Below are 23,119 nucleotides of genomic sequence, written 5' to 3' on the forward strand. Positions count from 1 at the left end.
CTGAATGATCTATAACAGCAAAGTAAATAATTTATTGTTCGTTTCCACTATCCGCTCAGCAGAATCAGGTAGCTGATAGCCGGATCATCTTTTTCATTTAACATACCATGCCAGTTTTATTGCACAGCAACATAAAAATTTTACATAGAACGCGACATAAAAAACCGGATATTGAGCCACCCTAGACCCACTAAATTTTTATGAACCGAAGAAATGTGATCAAAAGCCTGGCCATACTGCCTGTTTCAATGGCTGTACCCGGAGCTTTAAGTGCAGCGGTACCCCTGCCCTCCATTGCCGCTAAACGTAAAAGTGTGTATGAAGCCATTGGCGTTAAGCCGATACTGAATGCCCGCGGAACCGTTACCGTGATCGGCGCAAGTAAAGTATTGCCCGAAGTACGTGACGCAATGGATGCTGCAATTCATGAATTTGTTCAGATCGATGAACTGATGGACGGTGTGGGCAGGCGCCTGGCTGAGCTGATGGGCACAGAATCCGGTTGTGTGACTGCAGGGGCATCAGCAGCAATCACCGCCGCTACCGCAGGCTGCGTCACCGGCGGAGATCCTGATAAGATCTGGATGATCCCCAATATCACAGGGATGAAAGATGAGGTGGTGATCACTTCCTATTCACGTTCTGCATACGACGCGGGGTGTAAAGCTGTGGGCGTAAGGATGATCCAGGTGGCAAATGTGATAGAATTACAGGCCGCTCTGGGGCCAAGGACGGCTATGGTATACCTGCTGGCAGGGGAAGAGTCCGAACGTGGTGCCTTATCGCTGAAAGTGATCTCAGAGATCACCAAACCCCTTGGTATTCCAATCCTGGTGGATGCCGCGGCGGAAGGCCCGGAAAAACCTAATCCGCATATCAGCCAGGGTGCTGACCTGGTGGCCTACAGTGGAGGTAAATACCTGCGGGGCCCGCAGTGTGCGGGACTGCTGATCGGCAGGAAAGACCTGATCATGGCCGCCAGAATGAATACCGGCCCGCACCATGGTTTCGGGAGAGGCTTTAAGGTGGGCCGTGAGGAAGTAATTGGCATGCTGACCGCCGCTGAGATGTGGTTTAAACGTGACCATGAGGCAGAAAAAAAGTTATGGAACACGCGTTTGGAAAGTATTGCGAACCGCATAAAATCTGTTCCCGGGCTGACCACATTAATCAAACAGCCGGTTGGCCGGTCAAATCCGAGCCCCGATCTGATCATCTCATGGGATAATACCAGGATTCCCTATATCGGGCAGGAAGTTGAAGACCTGCTGTGGAATGGGAATCCGCGGATATCGGTAGGGTCTGCAGGCAGTTACTTTCAGCCAAACCAGAAAACCAGCATTCTGGTAAATTCCTCCCAGATGAGTGAAGGCGATGAAAAGATCGTGGCAAACCTCATTTTTGAAATCCTGTCAAAACCGCAGCCCGCAGCAGCAACTGTTGCAGCCGCAACGACAGACCTAAGCGGACAATGGGATGTAGAAACAAAATTTTACGCCAGTACGGTCAGTCAGACTTTTATGATTGAACAAAAAGGAGATGCGTTTGAAGGTACATACACAGGAAGTATAGGCCCGAGAGACCTTACCGGAACAATACATGGCACCGATGTACTGATTCGCAGTACTTACGGCGTAGATGGTGCAAGGGTGCATTCCTTTTTCGCGGGCAAAGTTACTGGTGATACAATGGAAGGAGAATTGAGCCTTGGAGAGTACGGCAAAGCAACCTGGAAGGCCTGGAGGCATGTGTATAAAATGAAATAACATAGGTTACGCTCATTAAAGCCACTACTATAAAACTGAATCACAAGATTTCTTCAAAACAAATTTGATATATGTTTTTAACTACGTAGTTTTGAATTCACAATTAAATCTATGAAAATACAGATTGTTCCCATTGAAGATGAATACGAAGAAACGGTAATCGATTTGATTTTAAACATCCAGCAAAATGAATTCAACGTCGCCGTTACACTAGCCGATCAGCCTGACCTGCAGGATATTAAAAATTTTTATTATGAGGGTGGAGGCTGTTTCTGGGGCGCATTTATAGACGGGCAGCTGGTCGGGACCATCGCCCTGAAAATATTCAGTGAGGATGCCGGTGCCATCAGAAAAATGTTTGTGAAGCAGGATTACAGAGGAAAAGAACTGGGGATTGCACAACAGTTACTGGAAAATCTGATCCTTTACTCAAGGGAAAAAGGTTTGAATGATTTGTATCTCGGAACGGTGTCAATACTGAAAGCGGCCTTACGCTTCTACGAAAAAAACTATTTTGTACAGATCGGGAAAGAAGACCTGCCCGGCTCCTTTCCCCTGATGAGTGCTGATAATGTATATTGCCATCTGATACTAAACGCTTAACATGAATATTATTGACCAATCGGGTGTATTAGCCATTTCGACAAGGCTCCAGCGTCTGAGCGAGCAGCTGCGTAAGGACGGCGCGCTGATCTACAAATCGTTTGACATAGACTTTGAGCCGAAATGGTTTCCCGTGATCTATTCGCTCCATCATAAAGAGGTGTTAAGTGTGGTGGAAATTGCTAACGAGATCGGTTATACACACCCCTCGACCATCAGCCTGCTCAAGGAACTGGAGAAACAGAAGCTGATCCGTTCCAAAAAGGATAAGCAGGATGACCGTAAACGACTGATTTTACTGACTGCAAAGGGAAATTAACTCGTTTCCGCAATGCAGCCTGTCTGGGCGCTGATGACCATGGTCATGAATGAGATTACAGATAATCAGAATAACCTGCTGAAGGCAATCAATGAAGCAGAGGAAAAAATAGCCAGTCAGAGTTTTCTGCAAAGGGCATTACAGTTAAAAAATAATTCCACACGATAATGACAATCAGGAAATTAGAAAAAACAGATAACGAAGCACTTGCAAAATTAATCAGAGAAGTATTTGTAGAACATGATGCACCAAAAGAAGGAACAGTATATTCAGACCCTACTACAGATGAGCTGTTTGAGCTGTTTAAAGAACCGCGTTCAGTGTTATGGGTTGCAGAAAGCGGAGGCAGCCTTGCAGGCTGCAGCGGGATATTCCCTACCGAAGGATTACCGGAAAACTGTGCGGAGCTTGTTAAGGTTTATCTGAGCGCTGCGGCCAGGGGTACCGGTACAGGAAGGTTGCTGATGCAAAAAAGCATCAGTTCCGCTGTTGAACTCGGCTATACGCAACTTTATCTGGAAAGCTTATCCGAATTTTCAAAAGCGGTAAGTATTTATGAAAAACTGGGGTTCGTCAGACTGGACAAGCCATTGCTGAATTCTGTGCACAAGACCTGTAATATCTGGATGTTAAAAGATATCAGTTAATACATCGCGCCTACCCACAGCTGCCCGGATGCTATAAAAGCGCCAAAGCCTGCTGTATGTAGTACAAGCCATTTTCGGAGAAACTCATGGCCAATGCAAACTGATGGCCATGGGCATCCATCTTCAGTAAAGACTTCTTCAGGATATTGATGACCTTCTCTTCCGGATGTTTGGGATGGAATTCTTCATATTGATATTGCAGGAACACCAGGCAAAGTGCATTTTCCATGGTCTGCACTTCACTATCGAGTTTGATTCGTTTTTTCAGGATGATCTGCTGCACACGCGCGATAGTTTCCTCATCATACCCTGCTTCCTGCAGCAGCTGACCGGATTTTTGTGCATGATACAAGGCGAGTTCGCTTCTCCATTTCAGATACGCCGTCCGGCCTTCAGGGTATTCTTCACGCGGAATTTCCCAGCGCCCGATATGCTGGCTTCTTGAAGCCAGCAACAGCTCCTCACTGGCGCCTGGTTCGATCTTTTTTACCCAATCATACAATCTTACAGCCAAAAAATATTCCCTGGGATAACTCTCCCCTTGCCATTGGAAAAGATTCGGGTCTTTTTGATTGTAATCGTCAAATTTTTCAAAAGCGGATTGCAGTTTGGTCATCTTGTCTTGGTGAATGCCCGAAGGTACAAATAAGTAAAGATTAAATTATATTTCAGTGTACCGTTTCCTGTATGCCCTGGGTGTCAGCTTTGTTTTTTCTTTAAAGATCTTTGAAAAATAATAATTAGAATCAAGCTGATCGGAAGGTATTTGTATTTGCAAAAAGTTCAAACTAAGCAAAAACTGCAGTTTTTTTATCAGAAAATCCATTTATAACCCATTAATATACAGATACTTTTATATGCAGACACAGACAGCCCTTCTGTCTTTCCTATGAAATGATTAATGTCCCGATTCATTAATAAAATAGTGCCTATGATGTAAAGAAGCTCATTAAAATTTAACAATACAGTAAACCAAATATAAAATTCTAACCAAATAGAAACCATGAACAGGAATATTTCCCGTATGCTGACCAGCAGCTGCTTAGCCCTTCTGGTCATTTCCCTATTTTGCCATCCCGCTAATGCACAAAACCCAACGGTTTTTTCCGGAACAGTAACAGATTCGGTGAATGCCGAACAGGTAACGGGTGTTTCCGTTGCTGTGCTGGGAACGGCAATTGCTACACAAACTGACGCCAGGGGGCGTTTCTCTATTAACGCCACTAAGGGCGCCACACTGGTATTCCGCTATATCGGATATACCGAAAAACGGATCGTTGCAGGTGACCAGCCAGTATTGAACGTCCGCCTGTCTGCCACCTCACAAGGTTTGAAGGAGGTGGTGGTACTGGCCTACGGATCACAGCGAAAAGGTGATATCACCGCTGCAGTATCGGAGATAGACCTGTCAAAATCACAGGGTGTCCCCGCGTCGAACGTAGGCCGCCTTTTACAGGGCCAGGCGCCGGGTGTGGTGGCGAAACAGACTACCGGACAGCCCGGACAGGAACTTCAGGTAGAGATCCGGGGCAACAGCTCACTGGGCGCAACAAGTGACCCTCTGTACGTTGTGGATGGATTCCCGCTGGGCACTAACGTGGGAACAGCACTGAATTCAAATGACATCGAAACCATGACCATCCTGAAAGACGCAGCCTCTACTTCGGTTTATGGGTCCAGGGGTGCAAATGGCGTTGTGCTGATCACCACTAAAAGCGGTAAAAAAGGCGGTCAGAAGATCACCCTAAGTACCAATAACGGCTTTGCCAATGTGCCGGATTCCCGAAGAGTGAAGGTACTCAACGGACCCCAGTTTGCCGCGTTCCAAAACCAGGTATTTACAGACAAGATCAGGTATTTTGAAAACCGGGAACCCCAGGTGACGGAGATTCCGGCAGATTTCAGATACCCGGAACAGACCACAAGCTCTACCGACTGGTACAACGAGATCCTGCATCAGAACGCGCCGTTCAACGACTATAACCTGTCTGTAAGTAACAGTTCAGAGAAAACAAGTTCCTACCTGTCAATGGGCTACCTGAGCCAGGACGGTGCGCTGATCAATACCGGATTCCGGCGGGTCACTGCAAGGGCCAACCTGGATAGTAAACCCAACCAATACGTAAACATCGGACTGCACCTGTCAGGCGCATACTCCTGGGCAAGAAACAGTGATGCCATAGCCGGTGGTTATGGAAATAATATAGTGGACCAGGCCCTGCTCATGGACCCCCGTGAGCCGGTGTATAATGCAGATGGCTCCTATAACAATTATATTGGCGGCCATGACAACATCTTCGGGTTTCCCAACCCTGTGCAGCGCCTCAATGAAGAACTGCACCAGGAATACAAGGGCAACGTTACGGCAAATGCCTATGTAGAAGTTAAACCTTTCAAAAATTTCTCTTTCAGGACTAACCTGAACGGATCATTGGAGAATGACAGGAACCACGACTTTACGCCATCAGATATTGCAGGATTCAATAATGCCCCTCCCCTGCAGGCAAGCGGCGGAGAACATTTTTATAACTACCTGAACTATGGTATGGACAACCTGCTGACCTACTCCCCGCAGTTTAAAGACCATAAACTGGAAGTAACCGTAGGACACATCTTCCAGAAAAACACCATCAATACCGGGAGTGCAACGGGTACCGAGTTTCCGGACGACCTGGTAGAATATGTATCGGCGGCCAACCAGCGGGATGGAAGTTCCGGCATGGCCGCTTTTACTATAGAAAGTTTCCTTTCCAGGGTCAACTATTCCTATCAGGGCAAGTACCTGTTCACTGCAGCCTTCAATCGTGAAGCCAGTTCACGCTTCGGCAGCAACAACCGATGGGGCAGCTTTCCATCTGCGTCTGTCGGATGGCGCCTTTCACAGGAAGACTTTTTCCCGAAATTAAGCTGGGTCGAAGATCTTAAGCTGCGCGCAAGTTATGGAGTAACAGGAAACAACAACATCGGTAATTACACCTCGCAGGCAAATATCAATACCAGCAACTACGTACTGGGAAATGCAATCTCTCCGGGGGCTACCATCGGTTCCTTTCCAAACACCAACCTGGGCTGGGAACAGTCAAAACAACTGGACATCGGCACAGACATCAGCCTGTTCCAGGGCAAGCTGTCTTTTACTGCGGAGTACTACAGGAAACTCACAACAAATATGCTGCTCAACGTAGAAGTACCGGCTGTTTCAGGCTTTAACAGCGTTATTACCAACATCGGAAAGCTGCAGAATAAGGGATGGGAATTCGGCCTGAACTACCGGGATAAGTTTAATGGCGTTACCTTCGGCAGCGGCTTTAATATCTCTTTCAACAGAAATAAAGTGTTATCGATTGACGGCGACAGGAATTCGCTGCTTACCGGCGCTTTCTATGATGGATATAACATCACTGAAGTGGGCAAACCTATCGGACTGTTTTATGGATATAAAGTGCTGGGGATCTATCAGAACCAGGCACAGATCAATGCCGGTCCGAATAACCCGAACAGCATCCCCGGTACTTACCAGTATTTAGATGGCAACGGTGACGGAAAAATATCCTATGATACTCAGGATATGGTGGTGATAGGCAATCCTAACCCGAAATTTACCTTTGGATGGAACTGGAATGTAGGTTACAAAAGATTTGACCTGAGCACGCTCTTCACCGGAGCTTACGGGGCCGACATCTACAGGGCCATTGAAATGAACCTGGCAAATATAGATGGTGTATTTAATGTAATTACAGAAGTGCAGGACCGCTGGAGGTCTGAACAAAATCCTGGTGCAGGCAAACAGGCAGGCTCAAACACCTATTATTTTACAAGGGAATCAAATTCACGCTATGTATATAGCGGCAATTATGCCTGGGTAAAAAATATTACGCTTGGTTACACGATCCCAAGGGTAAAAAACATCTTCGATGCCAGGGTTTTCATCAGTATAGACAATGCCTTCCTGATCACAAAATATCCGGGCAATAATCCTGAGGTAAACTCGGCCAGGGCGAGCGATGGAAACAATGTGATCAGTCCGGGCAGGGACCTGGAATCTTATCCCGTTCCAAGAACGGTATCTATAGGCACAAGGGTTAACTTTTAAATCAATTGAAAAGATGAAAAATCTATATACAATCCTACTCATTGCAGGTGTCATCAGTGTGGTCTCCTGTAAAAAATCTTTCCTGGACCTGACGGATCCTACAAAAAAAACGGCCGACAAGTTCTATCACAATGAACAGGAACTGCAGCAGGCGGTAAGCGGAGGCTACAGTTCCCTGCAAGACCATGTAAACAGCCAGTACATTTTCGCGGAAATGTCATCTGACAATAGCACCATCCAGCTGAACCCCTCTGACAGGGGGCAGACCGACCGGGTGGAGGCGTTTGAATTCTGGAATGTGACGGCAACCAATGTAAACATTGCAGATATGTACAATCAAAGTTACAATGCCCTGTATAATATCAATTATGCATTGTCAAAGATAGACGGCGTTCCCGCAGTCGCTGAGGCAAAGAAAAACCAGTATAAAGGCGAACTTGAATTCATGAGGGCTTATTATTACTTTAACCTGGTACGCTATTTTGGTGGTGTGGTGGTGATCACTGAGCCCCTCGCGACATCCTCCGATGCCTTTAAGACCACCAGAAGCGAGGAAAGCGCAGTGTACGCCCAGATCGTCCGGGATCTGAAGGATGCTGCGGCAAAACTGCCCGCAAAAAGCGAATACGGGGCCGCTGATGCCGGTCGCGCTTCAAAAGGCACAGCACTGGGACTGCTGGGCAAAGTTTACCTGACCATGAAGAATTATCCTGAAGCAGAAACCAGCCTGCGGCAGGTCCTGCCGCTGGGATATGCGTTGCTGGGAGACTATACCTCGGTTTTTGATCCTAACCATAAAAACAGTATCGAATCCCTCTTCGAGGTCCAGTACCAGGGCGGTAACAACCTGGGTGAGTGGAGCAATTTTATCTATGTTTTTGCACCGCGGGACTCTGAGGGCGCCGTCACCGGCTTTCCAACCAGCAGGCCGCAGGGATGGAACATCCCCACCAACAGCATCATGAATGAATTTGAACCTGGTGACCAGCGCAAAGATGTTTCCTTCAAACCGGGATATACCAATTCAGCCGGAACGTTTGTGCCCATTCCTTTTGTAAATAAATACAACCATCCGCACACCATTGTTGGCAGAACAGATGATAACTGGCCTGTTTTGCGGTATTCAGATATTTTGCTGATGTTAGCAGAAGCGATCAATGAACAGGGCGGACCGGGAGGCGCCTACCAGTACATCAATCAGGTGAGGGCGAGGGCCGGACTGTCAGCTTTATCGGGCCTCAGCCAGGAATCGTTCCGCACGGCCATCAGGCATGAACGCAGAATGGAACTTGCCTTTGAAAACGACCGCTGGTTTGATTTAAAAAGATCGCTGACGAATGCACAGCTGCTGACCTTGCTGAATGCGCATGGGCAGCAGGAAAAACTGCACCCAACAGTAGACAGGAGCGGCGTACAGTTTTCTCCCAGTGATTATCAATTTGATGGTTATGAAGCGCTGTTCCCTATTCCTGACAGACAGATTTTCTTGGACAAAAACTTAACACAAAACCCGGGTTACTGACCGCAGAAAATATGCCCTTGTTTATCTATATTGATTATGCAAAACTATAATGCTGATTCTCCTATGCTCAACTCACTGAAAGCCCTTTTAATTTTCATGCTGTCGTTTTTCCTGCTTCCAGAAGGATATGCGCAGAGAGATCTGAAAGCCACTTTTATCCATCCGCCGGATGCGTATAAACCGGGTGTTTACTGGTATTTTATGGACGGAAATATGTCTGCCGGAACCATCACCAAAGATCTGGAAGCAATGAAAAAGGCAGGAATAGGCAACCTGGTCTTCCTGGAAGTGAACGTAGGCGTGCCCCGCGGCCCGGTAGATTTCCTCAGTGAGGAATGGACCTCGCTTTTTGTACATGCTGAAAAAGAGGCAAGGCGCCTGGGGATAGAGATTACTCTCGGGATCGGCCCCGGATGGACAGGCAGTGGCGGCCCCTGGGTAAAGGGCAGCCAGTCTATGCAGCACCTGGTATCCAGCGAAGTGACCATCAGTGCCGGCAGCCATAAAAAAATTGTGCTCCCGGTACCAGCGCCCAAAAAACCTTTTTTTGGGGAAGGCTCGCTGACGCCGGAGTTCAGGAAGGAATGGAACAGTTATTATGAGGATGTTGCCGTGCTGGCCTTTCCGCTGAACGGAAAAACAGGCAAGATAAGCGATCATGAAGAAAAAGCACTTTACTTCAGGGCTCCTTACAGCTCGGGTGTGGTAAAACCCTACCTCCCATCCCCTTCGGGGCCGACGACTGGAAAAAACAGTGGTATTGAAAAGAGCAGGATCATAGACCTTACCGGTAAAATGGCGGCTGACGGAACACTGAGCTGGCGGCCCCCTTCCGGTAAATGGACCATCATGCGTTTTGGCAGCCGCAATAATGGTGCAATTACGCGCCCTGCCCCTGTTCCCGGACTGGGATTTGAATCGGATAAATTTGATACGACAGCACTCAATGCCCATCTAAATGCCTATATCGGAAAGCTTTTAACAAGAACCGGAAAAACAGGGCCGGGAGTAGCCGGAGGCCTGAAGCGGCTGCATATGGACAGCTGGGAAATGGGCGCGCAGAACTGGACTGCAGCATTCAGAAAGGAATTTCTGAAAAGAAGACATTATGATCCGCTGAAATATTACCCTGTTTATGACGGGAAGATCGTGGGCAGCCTGGCGGAGAGTGAACGTTTTCTTTGGGACCTGCGCCAGACAGCACAGGAGCTGGTGCTGGAAAACCATGCACAGCATGTGAAGGATTATGCCAAACGGCACAATTTATCTTTGTCTATCGAGCCATATGATATGAACCCGACGGCAGACCTTGAGCTGGGAAGCATTGCCGATGTGCCCATGGCCGAGTTCTGGAGCAAAGGTTTCGGTTTTAACTCTACCTACAGCGTGATAGAAGCCACATCGATAGCACATGTGGGCGGTAAAACGCTTGTTCCTGCAGAAGCTTTTACTGCGCAGGACAATGAAGGATGGAAACAATATCCGGGATCAATGAAAAACCAGGGCGACTGGGCTTTGGCCGCCGGCATCAATCGTTTTGTTTACCACACCTTCCAAAACCAGTTCCTTCCTGATTCACTGAAGCCGGGCGCCACCATGGGCCCCTATGGTGTTCACTGGGACAGGAGCCAGACCTGGTGGCCCATGGTTGAGGGCTACCATCAGTATATCACCCGCTGCCAGTACCTGCTGCAGCAGGGGCGCACCGTTGCAGATATATTGTACCTCACGCCAGAAGGCGCACCACATGTTTTTGTTCCGCCTTCATCGGCCATTCAGGGTGATACCATTGGTGACAGAAGGGGCTACAATTTTGACGGCTGTTCGCCCCTGCAACTGATGAAAGCAACCGTGCGGAACAACCAGATCGTTTTCCCGGGTGGCGCATCCTACAAGATACTGATACTCCCGGATGTTGAATCCATGACACCCGAATTGCTTGCAAAGATCGGCAGCCTGCTGAAACTCGGCGCAACGGTCAGCGGCAACCCGCCGTTAAGGTCGCCCAGCCTTACCGGTTTTCCGGCCTGCGACAATCGAGTGCTGCAACTGAGCCGCCAGATCTGGGGAACAACAGCAAAACCGCAAAATGAACGCCGCCGGAAATATGGTAAGGGAATGCTGATCTGGGGAGGTACTCCAGCTGCGGATCATTTGTACCCATCCTATCAGCTCACCGCCGGTCTCCTGCGCGCAATGAACATACGGGAAGATTTCATGGCGGACAGCTCCCTCAGGTATACCCACCGCAGCATGCCTGGCAGGGATCTGTACTTTGTTTCGAACACCACCGGCAAAACGCTTAAGGCTGATGCGATGTTCCGCTCCGCAATGGGCGCTCCGGAAAGATGGGATGCCGTTACGGGAAAAATAAGGCCGGTGTATGATTTCAGCTTAAATTCGGGCATAACGACCGTCCCGTTGCAGCTGGCCGCTTACGAAAGTTGTTTTATCGTGTTTTCACAGGAAAACCGGTGGCTGCCGTCAAAAGTTAGTATACAACCGGAGACCCGTTCCCTGGCTACCCTGAGCGGGTCCTGGGAGCTGAGTTTCGACCCCAAATGGGGAGGCCCGGCACACACGGCGTTTGACACCTTATCAGACTGGAGCAGCAACCGGGAGGAAGGAATTAAATTTTATTCGGGCATCGCATCTTATCACAAAACGTTCGATCTCTCAGCGGAAGACCGGCGTACAGGTAAAACAACCGTATATCTTGACCTGGGAACCGTAAAAGACATGGCAAGGGTAACACTGAACGGGAAAGACCTGGGCGTGGTATGGACTGCCCCCTGGAGGGTAGACATCTCCGCTGCGGTACAGCAGAAAAACAATGTACTGGTGATTGATGTGGCAAACCGCTGGGCCAACAGGCTGATTGGAGATGAGAAAAAACCGTTTGACGGGATCAAAAACGACAAGTGGCCGGAATGGCTGCTCAAACATCAGCCACGCACAAGCGGCAGGTATACATTTACCACTTCGGATCAGTATAAAGCCAGCTCCCCATTACTGCCATCCGGATTGTTGGGACCCGTTACAGTTGTGGAGGAGCTGAGGGATCAATAGATGCCGGCATCCGTGCCGGGTAAAACTTTAATGCCCTTTCTTGTTCTCCATTGCAAATCAGACACCAGAACCATATGGCCAGGATGGCAGCACAAAGCCCGGCAGTTTTTACGGGATACGTAACCGTAAAGGGAGCACGGGATTCACTGAAGTATATGGAATAAATGATTATCGTCATTTTTACAAACCCATTCGTCCGTAACTTCGTTATAGTATTATTCTTTACGTATTCATACTCATCATTTTATGACAGCAGGTACAGAAAAATACATATTGGTGATTAACGGTGGTTCTTCAAGCCTGAAATTTAGTCTTTAGCACACAAAATCCCTGCATGCAGCACTATCGGGAGCACTAAACCACATCGGCAGCAAAGACAGTACCTGGAAATCAGGCGGCAGGACAATGTCATTTACAGCAATAGTTCTGATACCTATAAAACCATGGCAGATAGGGTCAAGGCACTGGTGGACTGGCTGACAGCAAAGAGGCATCGCCTTTCCATCGAGGCCATCGGGCACAGGCTGGTGCAGGGAGGCCCTGAACACAGAGAACCACAGCTCATTGATTTGGAGGATGAAAAAACAATATCTTGTCAGCTGCAACAATAAATGTCAAAAAAGCGCCTATCTTTGAACTCAAAAATTTACAATTTATATTTATATGGCAAAAACATCTGAGGCTAAAGTAGGAAATATTTTACGCTACAACGGCGAACTGGTAACAGTTACAGAACTCATACACCGCACGCCAGGAAAAGGTGGAGCATTCTACTTGGGCAAGTTTCGTAACATCAAAACCGGAAAAATTGTGGAAGCCCGCTTAGGAACTGATGAGCAGATTGAGATTTGCCGTGTAGAAACTAACGATTTCCAGTACCTGTACGAAGAAGGCGATTATTTTGTAGTCATGGATAACGTTACTTTTGATCAGTTTAACGTGCCCAAAGCATTGTTCGGACCATCTGCGAAATTTGTAAAGGAAGGAATGGATGTGATCGTTTCTTTTGAAAGTGAAGAACCTATTATGGCACAGGCACCAAACTTCGTGGAACTGGAAATTACCTACGCTGAACCAGCTGTTAAAGGTGATACTTCTTCAGGTGCACAGAAATACGCAACCACAGAAAATGGTGTGGAAATTAAAGTTCCTCTGTTTGTGAATCAGGGTGATAAAGTGAAAGTAGACACACGTACAGGCGAATACGTAGAACGCGTAAAATAGTTACAGACGATCTTTCCGGGAATAGTGTTTCGGCTTTTTATGTATTCAGACCAGAAGGGTATCAAAGATCTCGCCCCTGCTCAGCTTGTCATTGATTTTGGCGATCACCTCAACCCTCGCTTTCACACATAAACTATTGTCGGCTAGACGGACAATATCCTGAAGAAACACCAGCTTCAAACCTTCACGTTCCGCTGTTATCTTTACAGCAAAGGAATCCCCGCTGATTAGAGGCCGTTTAAAGTCCATTTCTACGCGGGAAACCATTAAAAGGATATTTTGTTCCGTCAGTTCCTTAAATGAATGTCCCTTTGCTACGAGGTACTCGTGCCTTGCATGTTCCAGATAGGATTGATAGACAGCGTTGTTTACTACGCCCTGAATATCGCATTCATAATCCCTTACCTTAAGCTGAATTTCGTATTTATAGATTTCCATATCCTGCAAAGATAATTATTATAATTAATATTTCAATGCCCGGTAACGGTATACCAGGGAATTTTCAGCATTCCATGGTGCTGGTGCACCATCATCGCGTCTCCGATATATTTCCTGTCATACATTTCGTAAGGAACGCTGATCCGATGAGTTTTCTGCTGATTCCCCCAGTGGGAAAGCCGGAGGTTGTAAATGGTTCTTTTGCCTGTGGTGATAAATTTTTCCACAACAATGGCTTTAAAGTCTTGGCTGACAGCAGTATCGTAGATGCAGTTTACTGCGATAACTGAGCTGAATCCATAAATCAAGCAGGTTACGGCAAATGCAATAAGCCCGTAGATACCTGCTGAAGTCCTGGTGGTAAACTCACTATTTCTGATCACAAACACTATAAAAAGCACCATTCCGGCAAGTATTGCAGGTTGCCAGACCGCGGTGTAATCCAGCACCTGATATCGCGTACCCTTAATCAGCAGGGAAAAGACCAATGCGGACAGTCCCCAGATGATCGTAGGAAACGGACTGTTCCGGCGGATTCCAATCCTGATCAATCCCCGGTAACTTCGTAAGATCAGTCCGGATACCAGCGGGACAGCAAGGGCCAAAACTATCGTATACTTTTCAATCCCTGAAACGAATATCAGACCGGCGAGAGTGACCCCAATAAAATTTAAAAACCGCGAGGTATCCCTGGCATTGCAGAATTTCCCGAGTCTTTCTTCAGCAGTTTTTCCATATCCTGGCTGCTCCAGCATACTTTGATATTTCTCTTCTTTTTCCAGTATATCAAGATCTTTGTACCGGCTTTGAAGCCAGCTGAGGATTTGCTCCGACTCTCTTAATAAGGTGCTGATCTGCAGCGTTTTCTTGTCCTTCGGAATAGCTTCAATATAAATATACTTTCCGTCAGCACGGTAGCCTTTGATCTCGGAAAAAAGTAATTCCCTTGCAGATATAGCGTTTACCAGGCGAACGCTGTCCTCCCCTATGACAAACTTCCCTATCATTGTGATGATAAAAGAATACATCAGGATGATCATCGTGAAGGCCATCAGGATGGCAATAAACCATTTTTCTCCTGCATCAGCACTTTTAATTGCTGCCGGAACAACAATAAGGATCAGCAGCCAGGCCAACACAAAAAAACCAAGACCAGACAAAGCCATGATTAAAACCCTTAACACTTTCGGGTAAGAATAAATTTTCATAAAGACTGTGCTTCTATTTGACCACAAATAAAAGAATATTTCAGCATATCCTGATCACCTGTTGATGTGCTCCTGTCTGCGGGTTTTATGAAAAGTCTGTTCCTTCCCCATCCATGTCTTCTCCGTTTAAAACTTCGAGATCATCTTCATCGAGGTTTGTGTTGGGATCATCATCCGGATCAAGCTCAAGATCTTCATTGCTGTTTCCTGTATCTTCAGCTGAGTTATATCCGCCATTTACTTCTTCGTTGATTGGCTTTTCCGCTTTATCCGGGTCAAGCTCTGAGGAAATAATCAGTTTATTATCTGCGTCAATACGTTTTTCTTCATTTGATTCCATAATTCAATGTTTAGTGATAGAACAATATTTATTCAATTCGGTTTCATTAAAGAGAATGCCCGGCACGCGCTGATGATGAAGCCAAATAATAGGGTCAGCCTGTCAGGCCTGAAATTTGGGCCCGCGTAAAAATTACTGACCCGAAAATCCGAATAACGATCTTTCCCTGATGATTTCAGCAACCTTTTCTGGAACATATTCTTCCCAGCCGGGTGCATTTTCCTTTACCAGTTCAAGCACCCGGTCTGTTTGTACATGAAGATTGTTGACATTGTAATTCAGAATGTCTTCAATTTTATCATTCGCAATCAGATATTCAAACAGGTCTATCAGATGGGGAGGAGGAGAAAACCTTTTGGAGTTAAATACGATATCGCCATCCAGTGTAGGATAGATGAAGAGTTTTACCTTTCTGCTGAACAAAGTGGCAAAGGCCTCTAAAATTCCGCCCTGCAGGTAACGGTAATGTTCTTCATCAAAAATAAATTCAAGGTTGGGATAGCCAAGAACAACACCCATTTTAAGAGCCGTGATCTTTGATAAGTAGGCAACCAGTTTATAATATTCGTGGAAGTTTGAGATGAGAACGGTCTGGCCAACGGAACAAAGAATATCCACCCGGTCAAGAAAGTCTTTTTCATTGATCTCGGCACTGTCATCTGCTCCTCTTTCTTTCAGAGACTGCAAAGTCAGCTCTGTCACCACTATCACTTTTTCATTGTCCACATCAGGCTCCTGCATAAAACGCTCAACCCCTGTGTTGATCATATCCATATGAATATTGATCAGCGGACGGAAGCGGCCGCGAACGATCATAATATGTTTTTTATACAAAACTTCTGATGGCTGCAGATTTTTACCGTCCGGACCAAATACGGCCGCATCAGATAAACCATATTTTACAAGGTGCAAACTCATCAGACGGTTGTCCACTTCTTTAAAGCCAGGGCCTTCAAACCGGATCATATCAATCTGGATACGGTCCCTGCTCAGGTCATCCAGTAAAGAGAGTAAAAATACAACAGGTGATTTATGGTAATTGTAACAGGCATATACCAGGTTAACGCCCAAGGTACCCACTGCGGAATGCTGTAGGCCATGGTCATTGTCCAACAGTTTCACATGCAGTACCACGTCATGAAATTCGCCATTCGGCTCCTGCTGATAACGCAGGCCCATCCAGCCATGCCCTTCATTGGTCTTTTGATAATTCAGCGAGGAAAAGGTGTCCGCAAAAGCAAAAAAAGTTGAAGCATCACCCCTCTTGGCTGCTAAACGCTCAATGACCAGGTTGTATTCATGTTCCAGCATTGACATTAGGCGCTGCTCACTTACATAACGCTTTACCAGCTGCACTCCGTAAATTGCATCCGAAAAGGCCATGTCATAGGCAGACATCGTTTTTGCTATCGTACCGGCCGCAGCACCTGCCTTAAAAAAATTTGCCGCTACATCCTGCCCTGCGCCGATTTCTGCAAATGACCCGTAGATTTTTGGGTCCAGGTTGACGGCAAGAGCTTTTTGTTTTGTTCCGATAAACTTGTTGTGAATGTTTTCCATGCGACTAAAAAGGTAACTGAATGATATGATCGCCGCAAAGATAAGCATCTTTAAGAAGAACCCACAACAAGGAGTTACATGTTTCAACATTTACCTTTGATATGCATATATTTTTTTTTACTATTGCGGCACTAGTCAAACTTAGAATTATTATAAATAATGTGGAAACTTATGTATCGGAACCCTCGCCGCAATCGGGGTTATTTTTGGAATGTCGAGCGATGCGGCACGGGCCCAGGTATGTGGTGGGACAGCCGCAGGTTATTAAACGAGACCAAAGCAGCGCTGGCAAGTAAAAAATTCGACGGCAAGTCGTTATTCCTGGGTATTGCCAATACCATGCCCCCGGGGATGGATACGACGCAGGCCGTCAGCGATACTTCGGGTAATAACGGGCATATCAGGGCGATACTTGCACTGGATAAAGCGATCAGCAGCCGTCCCGGTACCGGATTGAAGTATACCTGTAAATTCTACAATGATGATGACCACAGTTCAGTTCCTTTGATCGCAGAATATGATGCCCTTCATTTTTTGTATAAAGGATTCGGGGACAAGCTTAAAGCATTACAGAAGAAATAGTACCCCTATCAGCCTACCAGTTTTACCTGGTTGTACTGGTAAAACATCTCCCTGGCTTTCACTACATCACCAATAATGATAATTGCCGGATTGCTCAGCCCTTCTTTTAAAGCTGCCTTCTGTAAGTCCCTCACTTCACACACCACCTGTCTCTGATGTGGCAGGGAAACATACTGAATAATTGCTGCCGGTGTGGAACCCATTCCGCCTGCTGAATAGATAGCGGAGATTTCCGCCATTTTCTTCATGCCCATATAAATCACTATGGTAGCGGAACTGTGCATTGCGCATTTCAGATCTTCAGACAAACTCCCGTCTTTTTTAGTGCCGGTAATGATCCATACGCTTTCACTGATGCCGCGATGCGTGAGAGGGATACCCGCAAAACCCGCTCCCTGCATGCTGCTGATACCGGGCACATAAGTCGCTTTTATGCCCTGCATCTCGGCAAACAGCAATTCTTCAAAGCCCCGGCCAAAGATAAACGGATCGCCTCCCTTCAAACGCACCACAACCTTATAGATACCGGCATAGGCCACAATCAGGTCGTTGATCCGCTCCTGAGGCGTACAAATTCCGTAAGGTTGTTTCCCAACATAAACCATCTCACATGTTTTTGGGGCAATTGCCAGTAATTCCTTATTGCAGAGGTTATCATAAAGAATAACATCTGCCCTCTTTAAGATCTGATGTGCTTTCATAGTGATCAATTCAGGATTTCCCGGACCCGCTCCCATAATAAAAAGGCCAAAATCTTCATTTTTTGCTCCCATAATTACAACACTTTAAGTGATATAAAATAAAATTTGACAAAATTCATGACAAAAGCCAATATTTTATGATAAAAATCATACAAAGTATTGTTTTATTAATTTTTATACTACATTTGAATATTATAAATCATGTTTATTGGATATTAACAAATGATATATCCATTTTTTCATGATAATTACAATATAAAAACCAGAATACCGCAGCTATCAGATTAAAATAAAATGTAAAAAGCCCCTTATTTTTATGAAACAGTTAAAAATAATCGTAATCGGAAATGGAATGGTAGGATATAAATTCTGCGAAAAGCTGAGCGCCAAATCCCCTTCTTTTGATCTTACTGTTTTTGGGGAAGAACCCCGCCGGGCATATGACCGTGTTCACCTGAGCGAATACTTTGCCGGTAAAACAGCAGATGACCTTTCACTCTCTGCCGCAAACTGGTACGAGGAACAAAACATCAGCCTGCTGCTGGGCAATCCGGTTGTCCGGATAAACCGGCAGCTGAAAAAGGTATACGCGGCTGACGGAATAGCGTATCCTTATGATATCCTGGTGTTTGCCACCGGCTCCGGCGCATTTGTACCGAATATCCCGGGTATTGACAAAGAAGGCGTTTTTGTATACCGGACCATAGAAGATCTCGATCTGATCAGGGAGTACGCAAAAAAATCAGTTACAGCTTCAGTGATAGGCGGAGGTTTGCTGGGGCTGGAAGCAGCCAAAGCATTGATTGACCTGGGAATTGAAAATACCAGCATCATCGAGTTTGCACCCAGGTTAATGCCCAGACAGATTGATGCTGCCGGCAGCGGGATGTTAACATCAAAGCTCGCCCAACTGGGACTGCAGATCCATTTGAATAAAAACACAAGCAGCATTGAAGGTGAAGGCCGCATCAGCGCATTGAAATTCAGTGACGGTGAATCCCTGCCGGTTGATATGCTGGTGATCTCTGCAGGTATCAAACCACGGGACGAACTGGCAAAGGCATGCGGAATTGAAACAGGCCCGCGCGGCGGAATTGTAGTGGATGAAAACATGCAGACCAATGATCCTTCAGTATTTGCCATAGGCGAATGTGCCCTCTATGAAGGGATGATTTACGGCCTGATCGCCCCGGGCTACGAAATGGCCGAAGTACTGGCCTCCAGCCTTTGCGGCACCGCTAAAACTTTTACAGGCTTTGATATGAGTACAAAACTCAAACTGATTGGTATTGATGTAGCCAGTTTTGGCGATAATTTCATTACTGAGCCGGATTGCCGCACCATCATCTTCGAAAACAAACATAAAGGAGTTTATAAACGGATCAATGTAAGTAATGACGGGCAGTATCTCTTAGGAGGTATATTGATTGGAGATGCAACAGCCTATAACCTGCTGTTGCAAACCTCCAGTAACAAAATCGTGCTGTCTGAAAACCCCGAAGAACTGATACTGGGCAGCCGCGGTGCAGCTGAATGTTCAAACCCGGGAGCGGGAATTACCGCCTTGCCTGACGGGGCACTGATCTGCAGTTGCGAAGGCATCAGCAAGGGTAACATTTGCTCAGCGGTGGCTGACGGCAGCTGTGAAAACATTGACGACATAAAAAAGTGCACCAAAGCGGGCACGGGCTGCGGGGGCTGTGTGCCAATGATCAAAGATCTGGTCACATACACCTTAAAATCACAGGGGAAATACGTCAGGAATGTGATCTGTGAACATTTTAATTACAGCAGACAGGAGCTTTTTGACCTGATCCATATCCATGAACTGAAAAGCTATGACCAGGTGCTGGATGCGCTGGGAAAAAATGACGGATGCGAAGTGTGTAAACCCCTGGTATCCTCCCTGCTCGCCAGCCTCTGGAATGAGATGATCCTGAAAAAAGGGAATGATGTAGCCCAGGACAGCAATGACCGCTTCCTGGCCAATATCCAGAAAGGAGGCTCCTACTCCGTTGTGCCAAGGATCCCGGGAGGAGAGATCACGCCGGATAAACTGATCATCATCGGCAGCGTAGCCAAAAAATATAACCTGTACACCAAGATTACCGGCGGCCAGCGTATCGACCTGTTCGGCGCTCACCTGAACGATCTGCCTCTGATCTGGGAAGAATTAATTGCAGCCGGCTTTGAAAGCGGGCATGCCTATGGAAAAGGACTGCGAACCGTAAAAAGTTGTGTGGGCAGTACCTGGTGCAGGTTCGGGCTGCATGACAGCGTGAGCTTTGCCATCAGGATCGAAGAACGGTACAGGGGAATACGCGCACCACATAAATTCAAATCAGCAGTCAGCGGCTGCATCAGGGAGTGTGCAGAAGCACAAAGTAAAGATTTCGGCATCATTGCGACAGAAAAGGGATGGAACCTCTACGTCTGCGGAAATGGAGGCAGCAAACCCCAGCATGCCCTGCTGCTGGCAACAGACCTGGACAGTGACACCTGCATCAGGTATATTGACAGGTTCCTGATGTTCTACATCCGCACGGCCGATCCGCTGACCAGGACTGCCACATGGCTGAATAAAATGGAAGGCGGAATCGATTACCTGCGAAATGTGATCATCAATGACAGCCTGGGAATGGCAGCGCAGTGGGAATACGAGATCGGGAACCTAATCCACTCCTATCAGTGCGAGTGGAAGGAAGCGGTGGAAAACCCTGCCATCAGAAAGCGGTTCTCCCACTTTGTTAATGCGCCCGAAGAAAAAGATCCGACGATAGCCTTTGTAGAGATGCGCGGGCAAAAGAAAACAGCGGAATGGAATATATCTAACCAAATATAATCAACCAGTTACCAACCTAAAACTCAAACAGGATGACAGAAACATCAACTACATGGTTAGCCGCTTGCCGGGTCGAGGATGCCGTAGAAAATGGCGGCGTCTGCGTGAAAAACGGCGAAGATCAGATTGCACTCTTCTATTTTACCAGAAGAAACGAATGGTTTGCCACACAAAATGAATGCCCCCACCGAAAGCAGATGGCATTGAGCCGCGGAATGACCGGATCTGCTACCGACGAACCTAAGGTAGCCTGCCCTTTTCATAAAAAAACATTCTCACTGATCACCGGAGAATGTTTAAGCGGTGATGAATGTGCAATTAAAACCTATCCTGTAAGGATAGAAAACGGTACGGTTTACATCTGTACAACCCAAAATTTTTAAAGCTATAAACCTCTCAAATACCTCAGCATGACTCTAAAAAAATATGCAGCCTTGTCTGGCTGCCTGGCTATCACTATGCTGTCTTTTTCAACCCGTTCACAAACTAAGGCGGTACTTTTTGACGGCTATCTGGTTGCCGGGTATGTAGACCACGGTGGGTTCATCAATTGTACCGGCCCCAGTATTAAGTTTACCAAAAAACCCTATTCCGTGTTACTGGGCCTGCTGCCCAGCCTGAGGATCAAAGAAGACAAGGTTGCACCGGGCGCTACAAAAAACAGTGCGCTCACGCCTAACCTGGGCTTCGGGATCAGCGCAGCATTCCATCACCTTGCATTACAGCTTCCCTTTTACTATAACGCAAAAACCACTGTAAAAAATGGCAAATGGAACCCCGGAATTGGCTTAGGCTATAAATTTTAAAGAACCACAATTTATGTATCACGCTTAACCGACCCTTATGACACCTGTAGCTACCCCCCTAGACAAACTGAACATATTTTCACTTAAAGGTTTGCAAATGAAAACGTTTCACATTACATGGTTAACCTTTTTCTTTTGCTTTTTTGCCTGGTTTGGTATGGCACCCCTGATGAAAATTGCCAGAGAACAGTTACACCTGACCAAAGACCAGGTTGGCAATATCCAGATCGCATCAGTCTCTGCAACCATCATAGCCAGACTGCTGATAGGCCGCTTAGTTGATAAATTTGGCCCTAAACTCATTTACACCTGGCTGCTGGTGCTCTGCGCCATCCCGGTGCTGCTCATTGGCACCAGCCAGTCCTATACCTCGTTTTTACTGTTCAGACTTGCCATTGGAGTGATCGGGGCATCTTTTGTCATCACTCAGTTCCATACCTCCATCATGTTCGCGCCGGGTATTAAAGGAACGGCCAATGCAACCGCCGGAGGTTTCGGTAATGCTGGCGGAGGGGCCGCAAACCTGTTTATGCCACTGATTGCATCGGGATTTACCGCACTGGGTTTCTGCAGCGCGGCAGACAGCTGGCGCTTTGCCATGATCTTTCCCGGAGTAATGCTGCTGCTGTGTGCATTTCTGTATCACCGGTACACGCTGGACAGCCCGCAGGGCGACTTTAAGGACCTGAATAAAGAAGGAATAAAAAGCAGCCGGAATACCTTTATGATAGCCGCAAAAGATTACCGCACCTGGATCTTAACAATAGCCTATGCGGCATGTTTCGGCGTAGAAATTACGGTTGACAACTTCGCCCCTATCTTTTTCACCGATTCCTTTGGCGCAACAATAGCCGTGGCAGGAATGGTTGCGGGCATTTTTGGCTGGATCAATGTATTCGCCAGGCCATTGGGAGGAATTGTTGCCGATAAAATTGGGAAGACCTACGGGTTCAACGGCAAAACACTTCTGCTTGCAGTACTGTTGCTGATCGAAGGATTCGGGATCATCTGGTTTGCAAAATCAGGCAGCATCGGCATGTGCATCTTTATGATGTTCCTGTTCGGCCTGAGCCTGAAAATGGCCAATGGTGCAACATATAGCCTTGTCCCCTTCATTAACCCACTCGCTGTGGGAAGCGTGGCGGGTATAGTAGGCGCCGGTGGAAATATCGGAGCCATGCTGATTGCTTACATGTTCAAGGTTAAGGCCGTTCATGCGGTTAAAGATTTTACTGAGAACGGCTTGACAGTCCAAAAAGACCTGATTGACTATACCGGCGCATTTACCCTGCTCGGTTTTATCATACTGGGCGTAGGCCTTGCCGTGTTTATTTTCAGAACCGTGATGGCGCAGAAAAGGTCGGGCATGGAAGAACTGGTGCTGAGCACAGGGAATTAA

21 protein-coding genes are annotated in these 23,119 nt (G+C 46.8%); 15 read left to right on the plus strand and 6 right to left on the minus strand.

Annotated elements, in window-relative coordinates; genetic code table 11:
* The first annotated feature begins 200 nt into the window (after positions 1–200).
* The 5 genes from BLW16_RS15960 to BLW16_RS15975 all read left to right on the plus strand — a co-directional run bounded on the left by BLW16_RS15960 (position 201) and on the right by BLW16_RS15975 (position 3,335).
* Positions 201–1,766: an aminotransferase class V-fold PLP-dependent enzyme gene (locus BLW16_RS15960; protein ID WP_090558441.1), complete on the plus strand. Its 1,566-nt coding sequence runs from the start codon at positions 201–203 to the stop codon at positions 1,764–1,766.
* Between the two features lie 111 nt (positions 1,767–1,877).
* A complete protein-coding gene (locus tag BLW16_RS15965) occupies positions 1,878–2,369 on the plus strand; it encodes a GNAT family N-acetyltransferase (RefSeq protein WP_090558443.1) in 492 nt (163 codons plus the stop codon).
* Between the two features lies 1 nt (position 2,370).
* On the plus strand, positions 2,371–2,688 hold the full coding sequence (locus BLW16_RS15970) for a MarR family winged helix-turn-helix transcriptional regulator (RefSeq protein ID WP_245735328.1): 318 nt from the start codon (positions 2,371–2,373) through the stop codon (positions 2,686–2,688).
* A 12-nt stretch (positions 2,689–2,700) separates the two neighbouring features.
* Entirely contained in the window at positions 2,701–2,856 is a 156-nt protein-coding gene (locus BLW16_RS23750) for a hypothetical protein (protein WP_245735330.1), read from the plus strand.
* A complete protein-coding gene (locus tag BLW16_RS15975; protein ID WP_090558445.1) occupies positions 2,856–3,335 on the plus strand; it encodes a GNAT family N-acetyltransferase in 480 nt (159 codons plus the stop codon). The genes BLW16_RS23750 and BLW16_RS15975 overlap by 1 nt, the downstream gene beginning before the upstream one ends.
* A gap of 31 nt (positions 3,336–3,366) precedes the next feature.
* Here BLW16_RS15975 and BLW16_RS15980 read toward each other — a convergent pair whose 3' ends face one another.
* The gene (locus BLW16_RS15980; RefSeq protein WP_090558447.1) at positions 3,367–3,951 is read right to left on the minus strand and encodes a DUF4202 domain-containing protein; all 585 of its coding nucleotides are present in this window, start codon (positions 3,949–3,951) and stop codon (positions 3,367–3,369) included.
* Positions 3,952–4,338: 387 nt separating this feature from the next.
* Here BLW16_RS15980 and BLW16_RS15990 point away from each other — a divergent pair, with 387 nt between their 5' ends.
* The 5 genes from BLW16_RS15990 (at position 4,339) to efp (ending at position 13,243) form a co-directional block, all read left to right on the plus strand.
* On the plus strand, positions 4,339–7,428 hold the full coding sequence (locus BLW16_RS15990) for a SusC/RagA family TonB-linked outer membrane protein (RefSeq protein WP_217631587.1): 3,090 nt from the start codon (positions 4,339–4,341) through the stop codon (positions 7,426–7,428).
* 13 nt (positions 7,429–7,441) lie between these two features.
* Positions 7,442–8,950, plus strand: coding sequence for a RagB/SusD family nutrient uptake outer membrane protein (locus BLW16_RS15995; RefSeq protein ID WP_090558454.1), 1,509 nt, complete (start codon positions 7,442–7,444; stop codon positions 8,948–8,950).
* 36 nt (positions 8,951–8,986) lie between these two features.
* Positions 8,987–12,019, plus strand: a complete 3,033-nt coding sequence (locus BLW16_RS16000; protein WP_217631588.1) for a glycosyl hydrolase — start codon at positions 8,987–8,989, stop codon at positions 12,017–12,019.
* Positions 12,020–12,462: 443 nt separating this feature from the next.
* Complete coding sequence (locus tag BLW16_RS23030; RefSeq protein ID WP_139298336.1) at positions 12,463–12,630, plus strand: hypothetical protein; 168 nt, start codon at positions 12,463–12,465, stop codon at positions 12,628–12,630.
* Between the two features lie 52 nt (positions 12,631–12,682).
* Entirely contained in the window at positions 12,683–13,243 is a 561-nt protein-coding gene (gene efp / locus BLW16_RS16005) for an elongation factor P (RefSeq protein ID WP_090558456.1), read from the plus strand.
* Between the two features lie 45 nt (positions 13,244–13,288).
* On the opposite strand, the gene BLW16_RS16010 is transcribed toward efp, so the two are convergent.
* From BLW16_RS16010 to BLW16_RS16025, 4 genes are all read right to left on the minus strand, one after another.
* A complete protein-coding gene (locus tag BLW16_RS16010) occupies positions 13,289–13,681 on the minus strand; it encodes an acyl-CoA thioesterase (protein WP_090558459.1) in 393 nt (130 codons plus the stop codon).
* Positions 13,682–13,713: 32 nt separating this feature from the next.
* On the minus strand, positions 13,714–14,889 hold the full coding sequence (locus BLW16_RS16015) for a hypothetical protein (RefSeq protein WP_090558461.1): 1,176 nt from the start codon (positions 14,887–14,889) through the stop codon (positions 13,714–13,716).
* 85 nt (positions 14,890–14,974) lie between these two features.
* Positions 14,975–15,229, minus strand: a complete 255-nt coding sequence (locus BLW16_RS16020) for a hypothetical protein (protein WP_090558463.1) — start codon at positions 15,227–15,229, stop codon at positions 14,975–14,977.
* A 132-nt stretch (positions 15,230–15,361) separates the two neighbouring features.
* Positions 15,362–16,789: a nicotinate-nucleotide adenylyltransferase gene (locus tag BLW16_RS16025; RefSeq protein WP_090558465.1), complete on the minus strand. Its 1,428-nt coding sequence runs from the start codon at positions 16,787–16,789 to the stop codon at positions 15,362–15,364.
* Between the two features lie 240 nt (positions 16,790–17,029).
* Here BLW16_RS16025 and BLW16_RS16030 point away from each other — a divergent pair, with 240 nt between their 5' ends.
* Positions 17,030–17,371 (plus strand): hypothetical protein, encoded by a 342-nt coding sequence (locus BLW16_RS16030; protein ID WP_090558466.1) that lies wholly within the window; start codon positions 17,030–17,032, stop codon positions 17,369–17,371.
* Positions 17,372–17,379: 8 nt separating this feature from the next.
* Here the strand turns inward: BLW16_RS16030 and cobA are convergent, their stop codons facing one another.
* Positions 17,380–18,144, minus strand: a complete 765-nt coding sequence (cobA, locus tag BLW16_RS16035; protein ID WP_090558468.1) for a uroporphyrinogen-III C-methyltransferase — start codon at positions 18,142–18,144, stop codon at positions 17,380–17,382.
* A 244-nt stretch (positions 18,145–18,388) separates the two neighbouring features.
* Here cobA and nirB point away from each other — a divergent pair, with 244 nt between their 5' ends.
* The 4 genes from nirB (at position 18,389) to BLW16_RS16055 (ending at position 23,119) form a co-directional block, all read left to right on the plus strand.
* Positions 18,389–20,914: a nitrite reductase large subunit NirB gene (nirB, locus tag BLW16_RS16040; protein WP_090558470.1), complete on the plus strand. Its 2,526-nt coding sequence runs from the start codon at positions 18,389–18,391 to the stop codon at positions 20,912–20,914.
* Positions 20,915–20,946: 32 nt separating this feature from the next.
* The gene (gene nirD, locus BLW16_RS16045; RefSeq protein ID WP_090558472.1) at positions 20,947–21,297 is read left to right on the plus strand and encodes a nitrite reductase small subunit NirD; all 351 of its coding nucleotides are present in this window, start codon (positions 20,947–20,949) and stop codon (positions 21,295–21,297) included.
* Between the two features lie 27 nt (positions 21,298–21,324).
* Positions 21,325–21,720 carry a hypothetical protein gene (locus tag BLW16_RS16050; RefSeq protein WP_245735331.1) on the plus strand — a complete coding sequence of 132 codons (396 nt, stop codon included), beginning with the start codon at positions 21,325–21,327 and terminating at the stop codon, positions 21,718–21,720.
* Positions 21,721–21,817: 97 nt separating this feature from the next.
* Positions 21,818–23,119: an MFS transporter gene (locus tag BLW16_RS16055; RefSeq protein WP_245735332.1), complete on the plus strand. Its 1,302-nt coding sequence runs from the start codon at positions 21,818–21,820 to the stop codon at positions 23,117–23,119.

The organism is Pedobacter hartonius (assembly GCF_900107535.1).
Classification (GTDB): Bacteria; Bacteroidota; Bacteroidia; order Sphingobacteriales; family Sphingobacteriaceae; genus Pedobacter; species Pedobacter hartonius.